16 protein-coding genes are annotated in these 20830 nt (G+C 59.4%); 14 read left to right on the top strand and 2 right to left on the bottom strand.

The window, feature by feature from the left end; genetic code table 11:
• The first annotated feature begins 204 nt into the window (after positions 1 to 204).
• The 8 genes from ABYV26_RS05370 (at position 205) to ABYV26_RS05335 (ending at position 11647) form a co-directional block, all read left to right on the top strand.
• Positions 205 to 3363, top strand: coding sequence for an efflux RND transporter permease subunit (locus ABYV26_RS05370; protein ID WP_372678886.1), 3159 nt, complete (start codon positions 205 to 207; stop codon positions 3361 to 3363).
• A gap of 53 nt (positions 3364 to 3416) precedes the next feature.
• Positions 3417 to 5381, top strand: coding sequence for a peptidase U32 family protein (locus tag ABYV26_RS05365; RefSeq protein ID WP_372678884.1), 1965 nt, complete (start codon positions 3417 to 3419; stop codon positions 5379 to 5381).
• A 184-nt stretch (positions 5382 to 5565) separates the two neighbouring features.
• Complete coding sequence (locus ABYV26_RS05360; protein ID WP_372678882.1) at positions 5566 to 6687, top strand: glycoside hydrolase family 5 protein; 1122 nt, start codon at positions 5566 to 5568, stop codon at positions 6685 to 6687.
• A 48-nt stretch (positions 6688 to 6735) separates the two neighbouring features.
• Positions 6736 to 8151 (top strand): ABC transporter substrate-binding protein, encoded by a 1416-nt coding sequence (locus tag ABYV26_RS05355; protein ID WP_372678881.1) that lies wholly within the window; start codon positions 6736 to 6738, stop codon positions 8149 to 8151.
• Complete coding sequence (locus tag ABYV26_RS05350) at positions 8148 to 9035, top strand: carbohydrate ABC transporter permease (protein ID WP_372678879.1); 888 nt, start codon at positions 8148 to 8150, stop codon at positions 9033 to 9035. The genes ABYV26_RS05355 and ABYV26_RS05350 overlap by 4 nt, the downstream gene beginning before the upstream one ends.
• Before the next feature lies 1 nt (position 9036).
• Positions 9037 to 9846 (top strand): carbohydrate ABC transporter permease, encoded by an 810-nt coding sequence (locus ABYV26_RS05345; protein ID WP_372678877.1) that lies wholly within the window; start codon positions 9037 to 9039, stop codon positions 9844 to 9846.
• Positions 9847 to 9849: 3 nt separating this feature from the next.
• Positions 9850 to 10959: an ABC transporter ATP-binding protein gene (locus ABYV26_RS05340; protein ID WP_372678876.1), complete on the top strand. Its 1110-nt coding sequence runs from the start codon at positions 9850 to 9852 to the stop codon at positions 10957 to 10959.
• Positions 10960 to 11218: 259 nt separating this feature from the next.
• Positions 11219 to 11647, top strand: coding sequence for a secondary thiamine-phosphate synthase enzyme YjbQ (locus tag ABYV26_RS05335; protein WP_372678874.1), 429 nt, complete (start codon positions 11219 to 11221; stop codon positions 11645 to 11647).
• 216 nt (positions 11648 to 11863) lie between these two features.
• Here ABYV26_RS05335 and ABYV26_RS05330 read toward each other — a convergent pair whose 3' ends face one another.
• Positions 11864 to 12148 carry a PilZ domain-containing protein gene (locus ABYV26_RS05330; RefSeq protein ID WP_372678872.1) on the bottom strand — a complete coding sequence of 95 codons (285 nt, stop codon included), beginning with the start codon at positions 12146 to 12148 and terminating at the stop codon, positions 11864 to 11866.
• Between the two features lie 502 nt (positions 12149 to 12650).
• Here ABYV26_RS05330 and ABYV26_RS05325 point away from each other — a divergent pair.
• From ABYV26_RS05325 to ABYV26_RS05300, 6 genes are all read left to right on the top strand, one after another.
• Positions 12651 to 15122, top strand: a complete 2472-nt coding sequence (locus tag ABYV26_RS05325; RefSeq protein WP_372678870.1) for a DNA internalization-related competence protein ComEC/Rec2 — start codon at positions 12651 to 12653, stop codon at positions 15120 to 15122.
• Between the two features lie 163 nt (positions 15123 to 15285).
• Positions 15286 to 15738 carry a Crp/Fnr family transcriptional regulator gene (locus ABYV26_RS05320; protein ID WP_372678868.1) on the top strand — a complete coding sequence of 151 codons (453 nt, stop codon included), beginning with the start codon at positions 15286 to 15288 and terminating at the stop codon, positions 15736 to 15738.
• Positions 15725 to 16192, top strand: a complete 468-nt coding sequence (locus ABYV26_RS05315; protein WP_372678866.1) for a Crp/Fnr family transcriptional regulator — start codon at positions 15725 to 15727, stop codon at positions 16190 to 16192. Before ABYV26_RS05320 ends, ABYV26_RS05315 begins: the two co-directional genes overlap by 14 nt.
• 204 nt (positions 16193 to 16396) lie before the next feature.
• Positions 16397 to 16918, top strand: a complete 522-nt coding sequence (nuoE, locus tag ABYV26_RS05310; protein WP_372678864.1) for an NADH-quinone oxidoreductase subunit NuoE — start codon at positions 16397 to 16399, stop codon at positions 16916 to 16918.
• Positions 16919 to 17056: 138 nt separating this feature from the next.
• The gene (locus ABYV26_RS05305) at positions 17057 to 18997 is read left to right on the top strand and encodes an NADH-ubiquinone oxidoreductase-F iron-sulfur binding region domain-containing protein (RefSeq protein WP_372678862.1); all 1941 of its coding nucleotides are present in this window, start codon (positions 17057 to 17059) and stop codon (positions 18995 to 18997) included.
• Positions 18998 to 19007: 10 nt separating this feature from the next.
• On the top strand, positions 19008 to 19661 hold the full coding sequence (locus ABYV26_RS05300) for a 2Fe-2S iron-sulfur cluster-binding protein (protein WP_372678860.1): 654 nt from the start codon (positions 19008 to 19010) through the stop codon (positions 19659 to 19661).
• A 227-nt stretch (positions 19662 to 19888) separates the two neighbouring features.
• Here the strand turns inward: ABYV26_RS05300 and ABYV26_RS05295 are convergent, their stop codons facing one another.
• On the bottom strand, positions 19889 to 20338 hold the full coding sequence (locus ABYV26_RS05295; RefSeq protein WP_372678858.1) for a hypothetical protein: 450 nt from the start codon (positions 20336 to 20338) through the stop codon (positions 19889 to 19891).
• Positions 20339 to 20830 lie beyond the last annotated feature (492 nt).

Here is a 20830-nt window from a genome sequence, read left to right as displayed (position 1 = left end):
GGATTGAGGAATTGAGGGATTGAGGAATTGAGGAATTGAGGAATTGAGGAATTGAGGGATTGAGGGATTGAGGAATTGAGGAATTGAGGGATTGAGGAATTGAGGAATTGAGGAATTGTAGGAGCGGCTTCTAGCCGCGATCGGTTTTCCGACTTCCGACTTCCGACCTCCGACCTCCGACCTCCGACATCGGACATCCGAGTTATGAAATTAGTCGATCTATCCATTAAAAAGCCGGTAACGGTTTCCGTGGGCGCCATTCTACTGCTGCTCTTTGGTTTCCTGTCACTGCTGCGGATCCCCATTCAGTTGACGCCCAACGTGGATTTGCCGGAGGTTTCCATCCAGACTACCTGGACCGGGGCCAGTCCGGAGGAGGTGGAGCGAGAGGTCACCGAAGTCCAGGAAAAGGAGTTGAAAAGCTTAAACGGCCTCACCGAGATCAAGAGCGAAAGCCAGGACGGCCTGAGCTATATCAGCCTGGAATTCGAGATCGGCACGGATATCGACGAAGCCCTGCTGCGGGTCTCCAACAAGATGGAGCAGGTCAAGAGTTACCCGGACAACGTGGACCGGCCCATCATCAAGTCCGGCGGCCGCTTCGAAAAGGCCATCGCCTGGATGGTGCTCATGGCCGAAGACGGCTACCAGGGCAACCTGGAAGAGGAATACGATTTTCTCGACGAAGATGTCCAACCCTGGCTGGAACGACTTCCCGGCATCTCTTCTGTCAACATCCACGGTGGCAAGAAACGTGAGATGCAGGTGGTGGTGGACGTGGACGCCATGGCTTCCAGAAGGATCACGGTGCCGGATCTGATCCGCGCACTAAAGGTGGAAAACAAGACCATCAGCGCCGGCGACTTTGACGAGGGCAAACGCCGGTATATCGCCCGTACCGTGGGTGAGTATCGGAGCCCCGAAGACGTGGCCAACGTGATCATTCGGCGGGTGGAAGGCATCCCCGTGGCGGTCAAAGACGTCGCCACGGTGCGTCTGGGCCATGAAACGCCGGCCGTGGTGGTTCGCCATGACGGCGTGACCACCATTGTCATGAGCGCCGTGCGGGAGCCGGGCACCAACGTGCTGCTGGTCATGGATCGATTGAAGATAGCCCTGGCCGAACTCAATGGCGGCATCCTCAAAGATCGTCACCTGTCCATCGAACAGGTTTACGACGAGACCACCTACATCTACGACGCCATCAACCTGGTCAAGAAAAACCTGATGGTCGGATCGATCCTGGCGGTCACGGTGCTGCTGCTGTTTCTGCGCAACATCGCCGGAACGGTGGTGGTCTCCGCCGCCATTCCCGTCAGCGTGGTGGGCACCTTCCTCTTCATGACCCTGGCCGGCCGCAATATCAACGTGGTCAGCCTGGCGGGGTTGAGTTTTGCCGTGGGCATGGTGGTGGACAACTCCATCGTGGTGTTCGAAAATATCTTTCGCCACCGGGAGATGGGCAAAGGGCGCATCCGGGCCGCATTTGACGGCACCACCGAAGTGTGGGGGGCGGTGCTGGCCAGCACCCTGACCACCGTCGCGGTGTTCCTGCCCATCGTGTTTGTGGAGGAGGAGGCCGGCCAGCTGTTTCGCGACATCGCCATCGCCATTTCCAGCGCCGTCGCCCTGAGCCTGCTGATTTCTATTACCGGTATTCCCACCCTCTGCGCACTGATCTTGGGCCGTGTGGAGAAAAAATCACCGAAAACGAGCAAGGGGGTTTTCTCGGCTACACGAGCGGCCGGCGGGTTCGTCTCGGCCATGGTCGGATTTGTCGACTGGATGTGCGGCCGGGTGTGGTCGCGCATCGTGGTTGCCGTCGTCCTGGTGGCCCTGGCCGTAGTGCTGATTGTCACGCTTATCCCTAAGACCGAATACCTGCCCACAGGCAACCGTGAGCTGCTTTTCGGCATCCTGATTCCGCCGCCGGGGTATAACATCGATGAATTCGCCGCCATCGCACGGACCGTGGAAGCGGACATCTTGCCCCTGGTCAACCGGGACGGCACCAGCCAAGCGGCCGAGAAGCTGAATCTGCCCACGGTGAAGAATTTTTTCTACGTGGCCTTTCGCCAGCAGATCTTTATGGGCGTGGTCTCCCGGGACGCCGCGCGTACGGCCGAACTGATCCCCTACGTCTACCAAACGTTGGGAAACGTTCCCGGCATGATTCCCATCGTTTACCAGGCCGGGCTGTTTACCCGGGGACTGGGCAGCGGCCGCTCCATCGACATCGACCTCAAGGGCCCGGACCTGCCGCGACTGATTGCCCTGGGCCGGCAGATCTACGGCATGACGGCAGCTGTCATACCCGGGGCGCAGATCCGTCCCATCCCGGGCCTGGACCTGGGAAACCCGGAGCTGCGGATCACGCCCAACCGGGACCGGCTCACCCGGCTGGGTATCAGTACGACCGATCTGGGCACCACCGTTGATGCTCATGTGGGGGGCGCCAAAGCCGGCGTCTACCGCCTCTACGGCGACGAGATCGACCTGGTGGTCAAGAGCCGTGAGGACCGGCTGAAGCGGATCCAGGACCTGGAAGCCTTTCCCGTGGCCTCCCCGTTGGGCGGCAAGGTGCTGCTGGGTTCGGTGGCCGACATCCAGCTGACCGAAGGCCCCACGCAGATCAACCACATCGACACCCAGCGGGCCATTACCATCCAGGTGAATCCCCCGGCCGACATCTCGCTGGAAGCGGCGATGGAAACCATTGCCCGGCAGGTGATCGAACCCGTCAAGGCCCAGGCGCAGCTGGGCAGCCTCTACCGCATCGATCTGGGCGGTACGGCGGACCAACTCACCCGTACCCGAGATGCCCTCGTTTGGAATCTGGTTCTGGCCGTGGCCATCTGCTACCTGCTGATGAGTGCGCTGTTCGAGAACTTTCTTTACCCCCTGATCATCCTGTTCAGCGTTCCCCTGGCCGCTGCCGGCGGGTTCCTGGGAATTTTTTTGGTGAACCGGTTCATCGCTCCCCAGCCGCTGGATATTCTTACCATGCTGGGGTTTGTCATCCTGGTCGGCATCGTGGTCAACAACGCCATCCTGATTGTTCACCAGAGCCTCAACAACATCCGGGAGCATGCTATGGAGGCGCGCCGGGCCATCACCGAATCGGTTCGTTCGCGCATCCGGCCCATCTACATGAGCAGCATCACCACGGTGTTCGGTATGCTGCCCCTGGTGCTTTTTCCCGGTGCCGGCTCCGAGTTCTACCGGGGATTGGGAGGCGTGGTCGTTGGCGGCCTGCTGATCTCCACCATATTCACCATTTTTCTCATCCCCGCCATTCTCAGCCTGACCATGGATACGGTGGCGGCCTTGAAGCGGATGTTGCGAAATTCGGAGCATGCTTAACGCCATTCCGAAACCTTATAGCAATCGAGAGCCACAGATAGTATACAGACAATATGAACTTTGATCACCAACCGGCCATTCTGGCCCCTGCCGGCAACCGCGCCGCTTTTCTGGCAGCACTGGCTGCCGGAGCTGATGCCGTTTACTGCGGCCTCAAAAGCATGTCGGCGCGCATGGGGGCCAAGAACTTTTCACCTGTTGAACTGGCTCAGCTGACCCAGCTTGCCCACGAGCGGGGGGTGAAGGTCTACGTCACCGTCAATGCCCTGCTCAAACCCGACGAACTGGATCGCACCGGCCAGCTGATTGATGACCTGCAGCGCCATGTACACCCCGATGCCCTGATTGTTCAGGATCTGGGGGTTGTCGCCCTGGCCCGCCAGGCGGGGTTCGATGGTGAAATTCATCTTTCCACCCTGGCCAACGTCAGCTTTCCCAAGGCCCTGGGGTTTATTGCCCGAACCCTTGCGGTCGACCGGGTGGTGGTCCCCAGGGAGCTTTCCATCGATGAGATCAAGGCCATGGCCGATGCCTGTCCTAAGGCCCTGAGCCTTGAATCCTTCATTCACGGGGCCCTTTGCTACGGGGTCTCCGGCCGCTGCTACTGGAGCAGCTACATGGGGGGCAAGAGTGGTCTGCGGGGACGCTGTGTGCAACCCTGCCGCCGTCACTACCGCCAAGGGGACAAGACCGCACGTGCCTTCTCCTGCCAGGATTTTTCCGTGGATGTGCTGGTCAAGATCTTGGGACAGGTCAAAAAAGTATTGGCCTGGAAGATCGAGGGCCGCAAAAAGGGTCCCCACTATGTCTACTACACCGTGACTGCCTACCGGATGCTGCGGGATCAAGGCGGCGATGCCCGCATCAAACGCGATGCACTGGACCTGCTGGACCAGAGCCTGGGACGGGAATCCACCCACTACCAGTTTTTACCCCAGCGGCCGCAAAAGCCCATCGACACTCGGCGGCAGACCGCCTCTGGCCTGTTCATGGGCAAGGTGCAAGGCCCTGTCAAAAACCCATGGGTGGTGGTCCGGCAGGCTCTGCTGCCTGGAGACGTCCTGCGGGTGGGCTACGAAGACGAGGCCGGCCATACCATCTGCCGAGTGAGTCGCCATGTACCCAAAAAAGGTCGCTATCCCTTGAATTTGGGCGGTAAATTTGCACCCCGGCCCGGTGCGCCGGTATTTCTGACCGACCGTCGGGAGAAGGCCCTGGAAGAGATGATGGCAGAGGTGGAGGCCACCGCCCGGCCGCTGACGCCGATCATTTCCTCCCGCTTCACGGCAAAACTGCCCGGGCCAATAGGCGACTCCCGCCGTCCCATGGAGGTCCGCGTGAGTCGGCTACCGGTTCGGGCGTCGGGCCGCAACCTCGTGGGTATGTGGCTATCGGAAGTGGCTGCTGCGAACATCGGCCGGTCGGCCGCCACCGACCTGTGGATCTGGCTGCCGCCGGTTGTTTGGCCGGACGATGAGGCCCGCGTGGCTGGCCTGTTGAGGCAGTGCCTTGAAAACGGGGCGCGTCAGTTCGTGCTCAACAGCCCCTGGCAGATGGCCCTGTTCAACCGCCCCGAGGGGCTGACTCTGTGGGCGGGCCCATTCTGCAACGCGGCCAACGCCCTCTGCCTGGAGACGTTCAAGCGCCTGGGGTTCGGCGGCGCATACCTAAGCCCCGAACTGGGTGAGGCGGACATTCTCACCCTGTGCCGCCAGAGCCCGCTGCCGCTGGGGATTGTCCTCTCCGGCAACTGGCCTCTTTGTATTTCACGAACCCTGGCCGACGACGTGCAGCTGCGAGTGCCCTTCGACAGCCCCCGGGGCGAGCAGGCTTGGGCGGACCGGCATGGTCCAGACTACTGGATTTTCCCCAACTGGCGGCTGGACATCACTGAAAAGCGAACGATCCTCCAGCAGGCCGGTATCGGGATATTCGCCCATTTGGACGAACCTGTACCGCCCGCGGTGACGATCAAAAACCGTCCGGGGCTGTGGAATTGGAAGATTGGGCTGCAATGAAATGAGCACAGGGGACAGAGGACTGATAACTGATGACTGAGTGACCCATTCGGCAGGATATTGTAATAATGGGGACGAGACAGGAATTGTTCCCATGGGCTTCACGAATTCCAAAAAAAACGACTCAGTTGCGCATCGTATGGTGGTGAGTAACACATAACCGATGGGACGATGAGGAATAGCTATGCCGGATCCTGTTGCTGCAATACCGTCCGCCCGCCTTCGCGGCGTTAACCTTGGCGGCTGGCTGGTGCTGGAAAAATGGATGACGCCGAGCCTGTTCGATGGCCTCGCGACGACCGACGAGACCACTTGGTGCGCGGAACTGGGCCGCGAGGCGCCGATGCGGCTGCGCGGCCACTGGGAGCGCTTCATCACGCGCGAGGATTTTGCCTGGCTCGCGGGCAGGGGCATCAACGCGGTGCGCATCCCGCTCGGGCACTGGATCTTTGGCCCGCCTTATCCCTATCACGCCAAGTACGGTGCCGATCCTCATCCCTTCGTGGTTGGCGGCATCGACGTGCTGGACCGTGCGCTGGATTGGGCGGGGGCCTTCGGCCTGCATGTTATCCTCGATCTTCATGCGGCGCCCGGCTGCCAGAACGGCTTCGACAACGGCGGCATCATGGGCGTCTGCGAATGGCACACGCGTGAGGAGTACCTGGCGCACGCGATCGAGGTGCTGGAGCGGCTTGCCGAACGCTACTGCAACGCGCCCGCGCTTCACGCGATCCAGCTGCTCAACGAACCGCGCTGGGACGTGCCCACGGCGCTGCTCAAGGCCTACTACCTGCGTGCCTGCGAAGCGATCCGCAAACACTGCCCGCCGGATCGCGTGGCCGTGGTCTTCCACGACGGCTTCCGCCCGCACAGCGAATACCTGGGCTTCATGCAGCCGCCGCAGCATGAGAACGTCATCTTCGACGTACACCGCTATCAGTGCTTCGAACGCACGGATTTAGACATGGACATCTACGGCCACCTGCACAAGGCGGGGCAATTGCGGCAGCAGGAGGGTGAGCTTATCCAGCGTGAGCTGGGGCTGCCCGCGATCGTGGGCGAATGGAGTCTGGGGTTCAACCTGGAGGTGGTTTCGCTCTGGGCCGAAGGGCCGTTCAACCATGCACTCCAGCACATGGACGCATTCCAGGCGGATGTTGCCTACCGCGCCTATGGCGCCGCGCAGCTTCTCGCCTTGGAACACTACCACGGCTGGTTCTTCTGGAGCTACCGCACCGAGACCACGCCCGAGTGGTGCTTTCGCGAGTGCGTCGAGCGGGGGTGGCTGCCGCAACGATATCGGTAAGTAACCCAGATATCGGGTTTTTTTCGAACCCGTCACGCAGGGAGGGGTATGCAGGCGGAAACCGTCAACACCGCAGGACCCATACGGCGCTGGTTGGATGACATGCCCTTGGGCCTGGCGCCGTTGCTTATTGCAGCCATGGGACTGATCGCCGGCCTGTACCTGCTCGTCCACCCGGTGAGCCGGCGCCAGGCCGATCTGACTATGTGGACCTTCGGCGTGAGCCATTCCGACGCCTACCGGGAGGCGGCTGAACGCTTTTCAGCCGCGACCGGCCGCATGGTTGACCTGCAGCTGGTCAACTACAACGCGGTCAACCAGAAGCTTCGCTCGGCGCTCTGGGCGGCGGTGAACATTCCCGATCTGGTGGAGATCGAAAAAAGCGCGGCGGGTGGATTCTTCCGCGGGCCGATCGACAAGGTCGGCTTCCTCGACCTCAGACCCTACATGGAGCGGGACGGCATTCTGGACCGCATTCCGCCCAACGCCTTGGCCACCTACACCGACCGGGGGGCCATTTTCGGGCTGCCCCACGACATCCATCCGGTGATGCTAGCCTACCGCGCCGACATCGTCGACCCCTACCTGGCGCGGCGCGGCCTTCGCATGGAAGACCTGGCCACCTGGGACGACTACTTCCGTGAGCTGCACGGCCTGATCGTACCGGAGGAGCGCTACCTGCTGCAGGTTGAGTACGGCGATGCCTGGGCGTTCCAGATTTTCTTGATGCAACGCGGTGGAGGCATTTTCGGCCCCGACGGCCGGCTGCGCATGGATGACGAAACGGCGGTGCAGACCATGCTCTGGATGATTCCGCTGGTCGCCGAATCCGGCACCCGGCAGGTGGCCGCCTCGCTGGGGAACTGGCAGCCGTCATACTACCGCGGCCTCGTCGAGGGGTTCTACATCGCCGTGCTCTGCCCCGACTGGCGTTCCTCCAGCCTGGAGATTTTCGCCAGGGAGCTGTCCGGCAAGATGCGCGTGGTACCCCTGCCGGCCCCCGCCCCCGGCGGGCTGCGTACCAGCCAAATCGGCGGCACCATGCTCGGCATCACGCGTGCGGCCAGGGACCCCGAACTGGCCTGGCAATTTGCCCGGGAGATCTATTACGGCTCGCCGGAAAAGCACGGGCGTCTGTTCCGCACCATGAACATCCTCACCCCGGACCGGCAGGCCTGGAGCGACCCGGCCTATCACGAGGCGAGGCCCTACTGGGGCGGGCAGGTGCTGGGCGAGCGGTACATCGCTCTGGCCGACGATGTGCCGCCCTTCTACTCCAGCGCCTTCCTGCCGGTGGCGACGGCGAAACTCAACGAGGCCATCGTAGCCTGCTATGGCCACTACCGGTCGCACGGCGCGGACGGCTTCGAGGCTTACGTCCGTCAACGGTTGAAATCGGCCGCCGACTACGTGCGCGCCCAGATGACCCGCGAACCCGACTGGGACGCCGGGAGGCAACCATGAAGCTGCACGCCTCCCGCACCGCGCCATACATCTTCCTGACGCCGTTCGTCCTCAGCTTCCTGATCTTCGGTGCCTACCCCATCGTGCGCAGCATGATCCTGTCGCTCTATATCACATCGGGCCCCGAAGCCCAGCAGTTCGTCGGTTTGGACAACTACCTGCACCTGCTGAGGGACCCCGATTTCTGGATCGCCTTTCGCAACACAGCCACCTTCGCCATGGGAAGCATCCTGCTGCAGCTGCCCCTCAGCCTCGGCCTGGCGATCCTGCTCAACCGCCCCGACCTGCGCGGCCGCAACGTCTTCCGCTTCATCTTCTTCTCGCCCAACCTGATGGGCCTGGTCTTCTCTGCCCTGCTGTTTATGCTCATCCTGGCGCCCAAGTTCGGCCTGCTCAACGCCACCCTTCACGCCCTGTTTGGCCTGCCGCTGACCATCCGCTGGCTGTCGACGCCCGAACTGGTAATGCCAGCGCTGATTATGGTGGCCCTGTGGCTCTACACGGGCTTCAACATGGTCTATTTCCTGGCCGCCCTGCAGTCCGTCGATGGCGAGCTTTACGAAGCCGCCACCATCGACGGGGCCGGCCGCTGGTCGCAGTTCTGGCATGTCACCCTGCCCGGCATCAAGCCGGTGCTGATCTTCGTCGTGGTGCTCTCCACCATCGGGTCGTTCCAACTCTTCGAACTGGCCTTCCTGTTGCTGGGCAACGGCTCCGGCCCCGACCAGGCGGGACTGACCATCGTCATGTACCTCTATCAGAACGGCTTTCTGGGGGGCGATCTCGGCTACGCGGCCGCCATCGGCTGGACCCTGGCGGGCATGGTGCTGATCCTGGCAATCGTCCAGCTGCGCATCACCGGCGCCGGCAGGGAGGGAGGCTGATATGCGGCGGGTCGTCGTCTACATCGCCCTCGTGCTCTTCTCATTTCTGTGCCTGGTGCCCATCGCCTGGCTGGTGGTCTCGGCGTTCAAGGCCAACGCCGATTTCCAGACCTACGCCTTCATGCCGCCGGTGGACCGCCTGACGGTCGGCAATTTCCCCAGTCTCTTCCGGCAGATGCCGTTTCTGCGCTTCATGATGAACAGTTTCTTCGTGGCCGGCGTGACAGTCATCGTCCAGCTCTTCTTCTCCTCCCTGGGGGGGTTCGCCCTGACCAAGTACGCCTTCGCCGGCAAGAAGACCATCATGGGCGTCATGCTGGCCACGATGATGATTCCAGGTCCTGTGCTGCTCGCGCCGATGTACGAGTTGATCTACCACCTGGGCCTGATCGACAGCCATTTAGGCTTGATCGTTCCCGGCATGGTCAACGTCTTCGGCATGTTCCTGTTCCGCCAGTCGATGGTGTCGATACCCGACGAGATGCTCCAGGCCGCGCGCATCGACGGCTGCAATGAATTTCAGATCTTCTGGCATGTGGTGCTGCCGGTCAGCCGGCCGATGATCGGTGCCTTCTGTCTGATCGCCTTCATGGGAACCTGGAACAGTTTTCTCTGGCCGCAGATCATCCTGCAGAGCAGCGACCGTTTCACGCTGCCGATCGGCCTGAACCAGATGGTTGGCGTATACGAGGCCGACTACGGTGCGATGATGGCCGGCACCCTGCTGGCGGTGCTGCCGGTCGTCGTGCTATTCTTCATCCTGCAGAAGGAATTCATCGCAGGACTCACCAAAGGCGCAGTGAAGGGCTGAATCATGGCGGACATTGCATTTTGTGGCGTGAACAAAATCTACCCCAATGGCTTCAAAGCCGTGTATGACCTCGATCTTGCGATACAGGATGGTGAATTCCTGGTCATGGTCGGTCCTTCCGGTTGTGGCAAGTCGACGACCCTGCGCATGCTCGCCGGCTTGGAGCCTATCAGCAGCGGCGATCTTTTCATCGCCGGCGAGCGGGTCAACGATCTGCATCCGCGGACGCGCAACATCGCCATGGTTTTCCAGAGCTACGCCCTATACCCGCACAAGACGGTGCAGGGCAATATCGAATTTCCACTGCGCATGGCCAAGGTCCCGAGAGACGAGGTCAAGGCGCGGGCGCTCAAGGTGGCCCGCATGCTCGAGTTGGAACCCTTACTACAGCGCAAGCCGGGACTGCTGTCGGGTGGTCAGCGACAGCGGGTGGCTATGGCGCGCGCCCTGGTGCGCGACCCGGTCGCTTTCCTGTTGGATGAGCCGCTGTCCAACCTGGATGCCAAACTGCGGGTACAAATGCGGGCGGAAATCGCCGCGCTGCAGCAGCGAACCGGCACCACCACGGTGTATGTCACCCACGATCAGGTCGAGGCCATGACCATGGGGGACCGCGTGGCCGTATTCAAGGAAGGGTGCCTGCAACAGGTCGATACACCACAGCGGCTTTTCGAGCGACCGGACAATATCTTCGTCGGCAGCTTCATTGGCTCACCCAGCATGAACCTGATCGCGTCGCACGTCGAGCCCGCTGCTGACGGCCTGGTCCTGACCCTGGCCGGAGAGCGCATCGTCCTGAAGGATGACCTCGAGGCTCGCTTTGACAACCCCCGGGGATCGGCCGGTCAGGTGGCGCAAATCGGTCTTCGTCCCGAGGACGTGGTCGACCCGCATCTGGTGGGAGAGGATCAGCGTCTGCACGGCCGGGTCGTGATGACCGAGTTGCTCGGCCGTGAACAGATGGTTTACCTCGATTTGCGCGATGGCACACGAGTGGTCGCCCGCCTGCACGCCGACCATCGTTTGCACAGCGGTGAGGCGATCGCCATTGGCATCGATCCGACCCGCTTGTATCTGTTCAGGGCCGATGGCAGGGCGTTGACTTATCGATGATTGCCCGTCCCGACGATGCTCATTCGGCCGTATAACAATCGACGGCACCGGGTGGGTCGATGATGAATCCGATTCAAGTGTCAAACAAAGGATTTTCTATTGGGTTCCTGCTGCGGCGCTTTTCGATCTTTCCTTGAATCGTAAAAGGCGTTGACCGATACGGATTGCCGCCTCGGACCGTGAAAAGGGTCTCTGTCATCTGACCGCCGTCTTCGGTTGTCCGACATCGATCTTATGGCCGTTTTCACCAGGAGAACCCATGGCTTCAATCCTATTTCACTTCGCCACTATCGAGGTGGACCTGGACACCGGTCCGGACATTCGGGATATCACCGACGACTTGAATCATATGGTTGTCCGGTCAGGTATTGAAAACGGACAGGTCAGTGCTTGTCTCATTGGCAGCACCGGCTCCTTGACAACCATTGAGTTCGAACCGGGCGTGGTTCAAGACCTCAAAGACGCCATCAACCGTATGGCACCCAAAGATCTTACTTACGCCCATGAGCTGGCCTGGCATGACGGTAACGGCCATAGCCACGTGCAGGCGGCTCTTTTGGGACCTTCGATTGTCTTGCCCATTCGGCGTGCCAGACTTCTGCTTGGCACCTGGCAGCAGGTGGTGGCGATCAATCACGACAACCGCGCCCGGACCCGTAAAATTGAAGTAACCATGCTGGGCGTATAAAGATTGTTTTATATAGTTTACACAACAAGTTAGTATAGGCCGACGCCTCCGAGGACCCAGCAGATATTGGCTCTGAAAATTCCTGTGATTCGGGAAAATAATCACAACAGACGAAATCTTGAAACGACAGCTGTTCCCATGGTAGGTTCAAGATGACCAGTGCATATAGTGAAAAAGTGTTGTCTTGCCAATAGGTAAGATTATCTCAATTAAAATCTACCAAATAAATTGGATGGCGATGTTCTTGCCGTTGACTCGTTTTACTTGAGCAGTCTTTTTAACATATTGTTTTGAATCTGAAAATGGAATCTGAATCTCAATAAGCTCGCCGTTTTTTACTGGAAAATGTTGGTCGATGGAAAGCAGCGCACCGCCCCTGCTTATATCTTCAACCATACAAGAGAACTCTTGATTTTGAATTATCAAAAATGCACTTGTGTTACTGCAAAGCTTCCTATCATGTTTTCGACTGTTTTTTAGCTTCCCTCTCAGAAACTTCATAATAATACCTAATATCAGACGTTTGTATTAAATTTCAGCGTAACTCCTGATAAGCACACGTTTTCAGATAACCTCAGAAACGACAGTCATAGGATATGTACCCCACGGTTATACATATCGGCAGGTATGGGATGGAATTCAATAAAATTTAAAGGAGACTTTTCGTGGTCGTACATTTCCAACCTATCAACGTTTTTGGTGACCTACAGAAGGCTGTGATATTTATTGCCTGGCAAGGACCCCTCTTCAAAATGACCTGTTTCGGTTTTAACTATCCCCCTTCCATCTATCTCGACACCCATTCACTAACTGTCGATCAGGATTTTTGAGTCTACTGGTCTGATTTCGGCTTTTAAGGCCGAAACTCTAAAGTTGATCCCCGCACGAATATCAATTATGGCTACTGAATGGTTTTAATCTCCACATACGCAATCGACGGCGGTCAGGAACTGAAGGGTGTCAACGGCTGTCTGGGCCTGGCAAACTATAGACGTAATCCTGTATGGGGTATAACCAGCCAGTGACGCCGAGCACGGACATACCCGGGACATCCTATTTTCGCCCGGCCATTCCCATTACCCTATCGCTGATTGTCGGCATCCTTCTTTCCCAGGTTCTGCCTGGGTTGGTCATTCCGTCGCTGTTTATCCTGCTTGCGTCAGCCGTTCGGCTGACGATTTGTCTGAAGCGGGACCAGCCAGTGCGATGGTCTCCACTGCTGGCCACCGTGGTCGCAGGATACCTGGCTATGGTGCCGTGGCTGTCGCCCGTGCATGGACCCAGCCACCTCGCTGATTATCTCGACACCGGATATTGGCGTATCAACGGAACCGTGGCTGATTCACCCATCTTCCATTACGGCCGGACGCGTCTTTTACTGGACGTGGACACCCTTTCCCGTGAAGCGGAATCAAAGCCAGTCCGGGGCCGCCTCCGGTTGACGGTCATGGGGGAGGCGAATCTGGAGCAGGGCGCACAGGTGACCTTTCCGGCCAGAATCCGAGCTTTTCACAATTTTCACAATCCAGGCGGCTTCGACTATCGCCGGCACATGGCCTTTGAGGGCATTCACGGCAGCGCCTGGGTGCAGGCGGAAAAAATCCAACCGAGCGAAAAGCGCACCCGGTCTCCCGCCAGACGGCTCATCCATGCGACTCGTCATCGATTGGCCCGGATGATCGATTCGGCCGGCCAGGACACCGCCGCGGATGAAAAAGCCGTGCTCAAAGCCCTTGTCTTCGGGGACCGGTCGGGCATCGACGACCGGCTGCGCGAACGGTTCAACCGGGCCGGCGTGGGCCACTTGCTGGCCATTTCAGGTCTTCACGTGGGTATCGTGGCCACCCTGGCCTTCGGCACGCTTCGCTGGATCTTCTCTTTTTTACCGCCCCTGCTGTGGCGGGGGTGGGGCCGGCAGTGGGCGGCGGCAGTGACCCTGCTGCCCGTACTGGCTTACGGTTTGCTGGCCGGCATGTCCCCTTCCACCCAGCGGGCCGAGTTGATGGTCGCGCTGTTTCTGGCCGCCATTATCCTTGGACGGTCCCAAGACGTCCTGAATACCCTTGCCTTGGCGGCGCTGGTGATTCTGGCTTTTTTCCCGCCAGCCCTGTTTTCGATCTCTTTTCAGCTCTCATTCGCTGCCGTACTGGCCATTGTGTACGGTCTGGAAAAGATCGGGGTCGCTGAAGTGCCGGACCTTTCCCCGGCCCGACGGACCGGCAGGCGGGTGGTGGGATTTGTTCTGGTCTCTGCTCTGGCCATCGCCGGCACGACCCCCGTGGCCCTGCTTCATTTCAATCAGACCTCGGTGGTGGGCATCGCTGCCAATCTGTTTCTCGTTCCTCTGGTGGGTTTTGTGGTGGTGCCGGCAGGGTTGGTGTCGGCCTTTGTCACCCTCTTTTTCGAACCCGTCGCGGCCCTGGGCTTCTGGTTGAGCATCAAGATCCTTCATCTGGCGATGATGGGGGTGGACTTCTTCTCGAGGCTTTCCTTCGCCGCGGTCAAGGCCGTGACGCCATCCCTGATGGAGATTTTCCTGTATTATCTGGCCGCCTGGGCACTGCTGAACCTGCGTAAAGCAGCCCTGGCTCCGTGGATCCTGGTCGCAGCGATGGTCTTGGCCGCCGGCGATGGATTATACTGGTCCTACCAACGCTTCTGGCATCGGGATCTCAAGGTCACGGCCATCGACGTGGGGCAGGGCGGCTGTACTCTCATGGAACTGCCCGGGGGCGGCGTCGTGCTATACGATGGGGGCGGTTTTTCCGATAACCGCCTGTTCGATATGGGGCAGCGCGTCGTCGCACCGTTACTGTGGCGCAAGAAAATCGCCACCGTTGACATCCTCGTTCTTTCCCACCCCAACGCCGATCATCTCAATGGCCTGATATACATCGCCAGGTATTTCAATGTCCGGGAACTCTGGAGCAATGGGGATGTCAACACCACGAAAGGCTATGAAGCGTTGATGGCGGTATGCCGTGAGCAGAACATTGTCGTGCGAACGATGGATTCCGGAACCCCAAAAACGATTGTCGGACCGGTGGCGCTGACGGTTCTTCACCCGCCGCCGGGGTTTTTAAACCAGCCGGACGGCGTCGACCAGGAATACCGCAACAACGGATCACTGGTCGTCAAGGCGACAATGGGAGAGACCGCCTTTCTGCTCACCGGGGACATCGAAGCCCGGGGGGAGAGCCAATTGGTGCAACGGACCGGCAGTGGGCTTGCCAGCACGGTTCTCTTCGCTCCCCATCACGGATCCCGGACATCCAGTTCAGTGGAATTCATAACCGCGGTGGCGCCGGCGGTGGTGGTGATCAGCGCCGGCGCCGACAACCGCTTCGGATTCCCCCATGCCGAGGTGACGGGTCGATACCGCGCAGCGGGCAGCCGGGTCCTGTGCACCGGCACGCATGGTGCCATTTCGATGCGTTCGGACGGCAAAACGGTTCATGTCCGGCCAATCCTCTAATCCCACCATTCCCCCCATCCCTTAATCCCAACAAGGCGTATTTCAGGTTTGATTTGACACCCGGTTTTTTTGCATACTATACAACAGATAAAGGTTCCATCTCCGCCAACCATCGACACTCCATCCAAACACCGCTGGAGTCGCTTGCCCAGATGAGGCCGCCATGTATATCCGACAGACAGATCTGTTTTGGGGGCTGAACCAGAATGTGGTCAATCGGGTGATGGCCATGGCCGAACGCGTGGCGTTCGCCAAAGGTGATGTCCTATTTCACAGCGGCGATGAGGCCCGCCATCTGTTCATCCTCGCCCAGGGAGAAGTGAAAATCACCATCGGCGATACGGGAAAGAAGGTATACACGGGAAATCGTGTGGGAGAGGCCTTCGGCTGGAAATGCCTCATCGACGGCGACAAATGCGGCGGCGATGCCATCTGTGCTACGCCGGTGGTGGTGCTGAAACTGGACCGGGATCGCCTGCTCAGGCTGTTGGACAGCGACACGCAAAGCGGCTACCTGTTTTACAAGCATCTGTCCCGGGCCCTGGGCGAGCGGTTGATCCAGGCCTACCAACAGATGGCTGACACAGACGTGGGAGGAAACCATGGCAAATCCTGAGATACAGGCCACCCTGCAATCGTGCGGGTTTCTGAAGAACATCTCCCCGGCGCACCTGACCACCATTTCTGATTTTTGCGACATCGATCATTACAAGGCCGGCGCTTATGTTTTCCGGCAGGGCGACTTCGGAGAGGACCTGTTTATCATCGTGGACGGATATGTGTTTCTGGAGCGCGCCATGGATATCGGCAGTCACAAGGGATCCGTAGTGATCGATGCCCTGGGCAAGGGCCGGACCCTGGGATGTTGGTCGGCCCTGTTGGGCGAGCCCCATGTACTCATGTCATCGGCCAGTTGCCAGAAAGATTCAACAGTGATTCGCATCAAAGGGCGTCAGCTGAGAAAATGTATGGAGGATGACACCCCATTCGGTTTTTTCATGCTCGAGCGACTCTGTTTTTTACTGCGCGAGCGCATCCAGGCGGCCTATGGCGCCATGGACAAGATTTGACGGGTTCGTAACAAGTCCGATATCTGCGTTACGCTTCATCCCTCGTCACTGCGGCGTACCGAAAGTACGCCTCATTTCTCGGGATTCGCAAGCCTTGATCTCGTACTTGTTACGAACCCGTAGTAAATACGATATCTGCGAGTTCATCAGATTTCACTGTCAACAATTGAGAAAAACCAACAACGCTGATGCCGACACGTGACCATGCAGCTTCCCCTTAGCGCTGAAGACGAATTGCGCCTGAAAGCCTTGCAACCGCAGATCGCTGCTTCTCCCAAAGGCAGGGGGCAGCTGATTCCCCTGCTCCAGATGGCCCAGAAGGCCTTGGGCTATCTTCCCGACCAAGCCCTTTCCCTGGTGGCCGGCCATCTGGCCGTCACCCGATCCGAAGTCTACGGGGTGGCCTCGTTTTACAACCAATTCCGCTTCAACCCGCCGGGAAGAAACCCGGTCAAGGTTTGCATGGGAACGGCCTGCCACGTGCGCGGCGGTGAGATCATCCTGGAGAATTTCGAGCGCAAACTGGAGATCCAGGAAGGTGAAACCACCCAGGATCGGGAATTCAGCATCGAACGGGTGGCCTGTGTGGGTTGCTGTGCCCTGGCACCGGTAGCCCTGGTGGGTGAGACCCTCCACGGGCACATGGCTCCCAGCAAGGTGGAGGGGCTGGTCCTGCGAGTCCATCTCGAAAAGGAGAAGGCGCAGAGAGAGGCGGCCAAATCATGACGGCTCCGTAATAAAGCCGACATCCGCGTTACGCGTCATCCCTCGTCAGTACGACTCCTTCCCCGGGATTGGCAAGCCTTGATCTCGGCCTTTTTTATAAAACCGTCTGAAAGTCTGGTTTTAAAGGTTTCATCAAGAATGACAAGAGACACCGTGGTGAGAATTCAAGCGTCCTATCAGGCCCTTGCCGACGACGCCCGGACAAGGTGGGAGCGGTTCGATCAGAGTCCGTTACCCAAGATTCATATTGGCATGGCCACCTGCGGCATCGCCTCCGGCGCCCTGGAGACCCAGGCGGCCTTCGAAAAAGCCCTTGCCGAGAGAGGAATCGAGGCCCATGTGCACACGGTGGGCTGCGTGGGCCACTGCTACGCCGAACCGGTGGTGGTCATCGATCATCCGAATTTCGGATTCCCACCCATTCTCTACCCCGAGGTCACCCCGGGCAAGGCCAGGATGTTGGTCAAGCTGTTTTTGGAAGAGGGTGACCCCCGCTTCGAGCACGTCATGGGGGCTACCGTGGAAAACGAAATGATCCCGTCGGTGATGGAGTTCGCCCGCTTCAGCCGGGAAAAGCGAGTGATCATGGACCGTTGTGGAAGAATCGATCCGGAACAGATTTATGAGTACATTGCCGACGGGGGGTATGGTGCATTGGCCACCGCCCTTTGCCGGACGCCTGAAGCGATCATTGCCGAAATCGATGCCGCCGGTCTGCGGGGACGCGGCGGTGCGGGATTTCCCACGGCCAGAAAATGGCAGGCGGGGCAGGCGGCATCCGGCAGCGACAAGTTGATCGTGTGCAATGCCGATGAGGGCGATCCCGGCGCATACATGGACCGCACCCTGCTGGAGAGCAATCCTCATCAGGTCATCGAAGGCATGATTATCGCCGCCATGGCCGTGGGTGCCGCGCGCGGCCTGTTTTATGTGAGGGCCGAATATCCCCTGGCGGTGAGGATTCTGACCACCGCCGTCCAGCAGGCCAGGCAATTGGGCATCCTGGGCACGGATATTTTGGGCAGCGGACTGGATTTCGATATTGACCTGTTTCAGGGGTCTGGTGCCTTTGTCTGCGGCGAAGAGACCGCCCTGATTCGGTCGGTGGAGGGCTACCGGGGCATGCCCAGGCACCGCCCGCCTTATCCGGTGGAGCGTGGGCTGGACGGCCGGCCCACGGTGATCAACAATGTCAAGACTCTGGCCACGGTTCCACCAATCCTGGAAAAGGGAGCCGACTGGTTCAGGGGGATCGGTACACCGGACAGTCCAGGCACGGCGGTCTTCTCCGTGGTGGGCAACGTGACCCACCCCGGACTGGTGGAGATCCCCATGGGAGTGACCCTGCGTGAGTTGATCTTCGACATCTGCGGCGGTATTCCTCATAAGAAGCAGTTCAAGGCGGTGCAGATCGGCGGGCCGTCGGGGGGGTGTCTGTCCGCCCAATTTCTCGATACACCGGTGGATTTCGATGCCCTGACGCAGGTTGGCGCCATGATGGGCTCCGGCGGCTTGGTGGTGATGGACGAGGACTGCTGCATGGTCGACGTCTCGCGCTATTTTTTGGATTTCATTCAAAAGGAGTCCTGCGGCAAATGCACCTTCTGCCGCATCGGCACCCGCCACTTGCTGGACATTCTGCGCCGTCTCACCCGCGGTGAGGGGCGCGAGGGAGACCTGGCGCAGCTGGAGACCCTCAGCCAAGCAATCAAGCAGGGTTCTTTGTGCGGGCTGGGTAAGACCGCCCCCAACCCGGTGCTTACTTCCCTGACCTATTTCAGGGATGAATACGAGGCGCATGTCGAGGAGGGGCGCTGTCCGGGACGCACCTGCCGGACCCTGACCGCCTTTTATATCGATTTGGATAAATGTGCCCGGGGCTGCGATGCCTGCGTGGGGTGCTGCCCGGTGGATGCGGTGTTTACCACCAGCAACCGAAAAAAAGGCATTGATCAGCAACTGTGTGTCAAATGCGGCGAGTGCATGGTGGCCTGCCCGCCGGACTACGATGCAGTGGTGAAAATCTCGCCGGCAGCCCTGGCGCCCATTATCGAACGGCCGGCGGAGAAGAAAAGCTGACGGTGAAACGATGGTTAACCTGACCGTGGACGACCGGACGATCCAGACCCCGAATGGCAGCAGTGTGCTGTCGGCCTGCCTGTCGGCCGGAATTTATATCCCGCACCTGTGCTGGCTGGAAACAGACGCCCCGGCCGATGCTCCGGCCGCGTGCCGTCTCTGCTTCGTCGAGATCGACGGTTTTCGTGAGCCCGTGGCCGCCTGCGCGGTGCCCGTGGAAGACGGCATGATGGTTCACACGGGCACCGAAGCGGTCCGCAGTCTTCAAAAGACCGCCCTCAAGCTCCTGCTCTCGGTTCACCGGGTGGAATGCAAACCCTGCCCGGCCAACCGTGCCTGTCAGCTGCAGAATATAGCCGCGTTTCTGGGAGCCGGGTTGGGATGCAAACCATTCGAACGGGTGTTCAAGGAGCCGGAGGTGGACGTTCGCCATCCGGTGTTGGACTACTACCCCAACCGCTGCGTGTTGTGCGGCATCTGTGTCCGGATTTGCCGGCAGCAGCACCAGCAACCCCGGTTGAGTTTTGCCGGTCGGGGTTTCGATACGGTGGTCGGTTATTTCGATGAAGACCCGGTTGCTGCGGCGGATTGCCCATCGTGCCGGGCGTGCATCGAATCCTGCCCCACCGGGGCGTTGGTGCAACGAATGGAAGGAGGGGGTTAGGGCATGGCCAGAATTCCGGTAATTGACGATGGTGATGCCATACGCCTCTCCTTGAATCGGGCCCTCGAATCGGCGGGGGAAGCATCGACCCGATGGATTGCTTGGAGATCCCCAAACGAGAGTGCGCGGGCTGCTTCGTTTCAAGCTTTTCGACATCCCGCTTCCGGCGGCTGCGGAGGAAGACCTGATAGGGCCCCGGAGAAAAGGAATGGATCTATGATCGGCCGTTAATGGTCTATCTGTCGGGGCTTGTTTTTCCTGGCACTTTCCAGATGATTGAAAAACTTGTCCACGTCGACAAAACCCTCGGGTGAGATGGGAAACGACGCCATGGTCTCGATCATGGCGTTGCGGATTTTGGTGAACTCCCCCTCCAGTTCAACGTAGGGCTTTGCCCGATCGTGTTCGAGCAGGCGCATCAGTGCGCCGATGCGGGTCATCAGCGAGAAAAATTTAGAGCCCATGTTGTCGAACTCCCGGGCGATGGCCACGCCGAACCGGTTGACTGCATTGTCAGCAAAATGGACGGTCTGTATCTGCCCGGTCTCCTCGTCCACGATTTCCAGTCCCTGGCCCGGGGTATGCTTCAGCGGCATCTGATTCAGCGCTGCCGCATTGCCCACCTTGAGGGCATAAAGCAGCTCATCGGGTTCAACGGGCATATTCCACTGGGCCATGAGTGGAGGCTCCTAGTCTAACGGTTCCCTATCAAAATCGGTTCGAGGATGTTCATCGGCTGTCAATGACACTTTAACCCGAGACAGACCTTCATGCAATAGCCAATGGCGCGCCGCCGTTGCCGACACATGATAGGTTGACCTTCCGATGCGGTCATTTCCCGCTGGCGGGCGATGACATCGGAATTTAAATGATTAACTTTACTGGTGATTTTTCCGTGTCACCCGCAGTGATGCAGGAATGCCGGCGGTTTTTCCCCCTTTGGACGGCAGCATTGGTTTGGTTTAATCGATACAGCAATCGTTGGAGGATCGAATGAAAAAGATGATGATCTGTTTTTCGGCCGGCTGCCTGGGCGCATTGGCCAACAGTCTGGTGGTCTGGCAGTTCGGCGATTTGGGCATTGCCCGGTGGGCCGGCGTATCCATTGCACCGGCCCTAACTCCCGGTTGGCTGTATCCGCGGATTGTCTGGGGGGGGATCTGGGGGCT

It is taken from the genome of Desulfosarcina sp. (assembly GCF_041551955.1).
Taxonomy (GTDB): domain Bacteria; phylum Desulfobacterota; class Desulfobacteria; order Desulfobacterales; family Desulfosarcinaceae; genus Desulfosarcina.
This window is presented reverse-complemented; position numbering and strand designations above follow the sequence as displayed.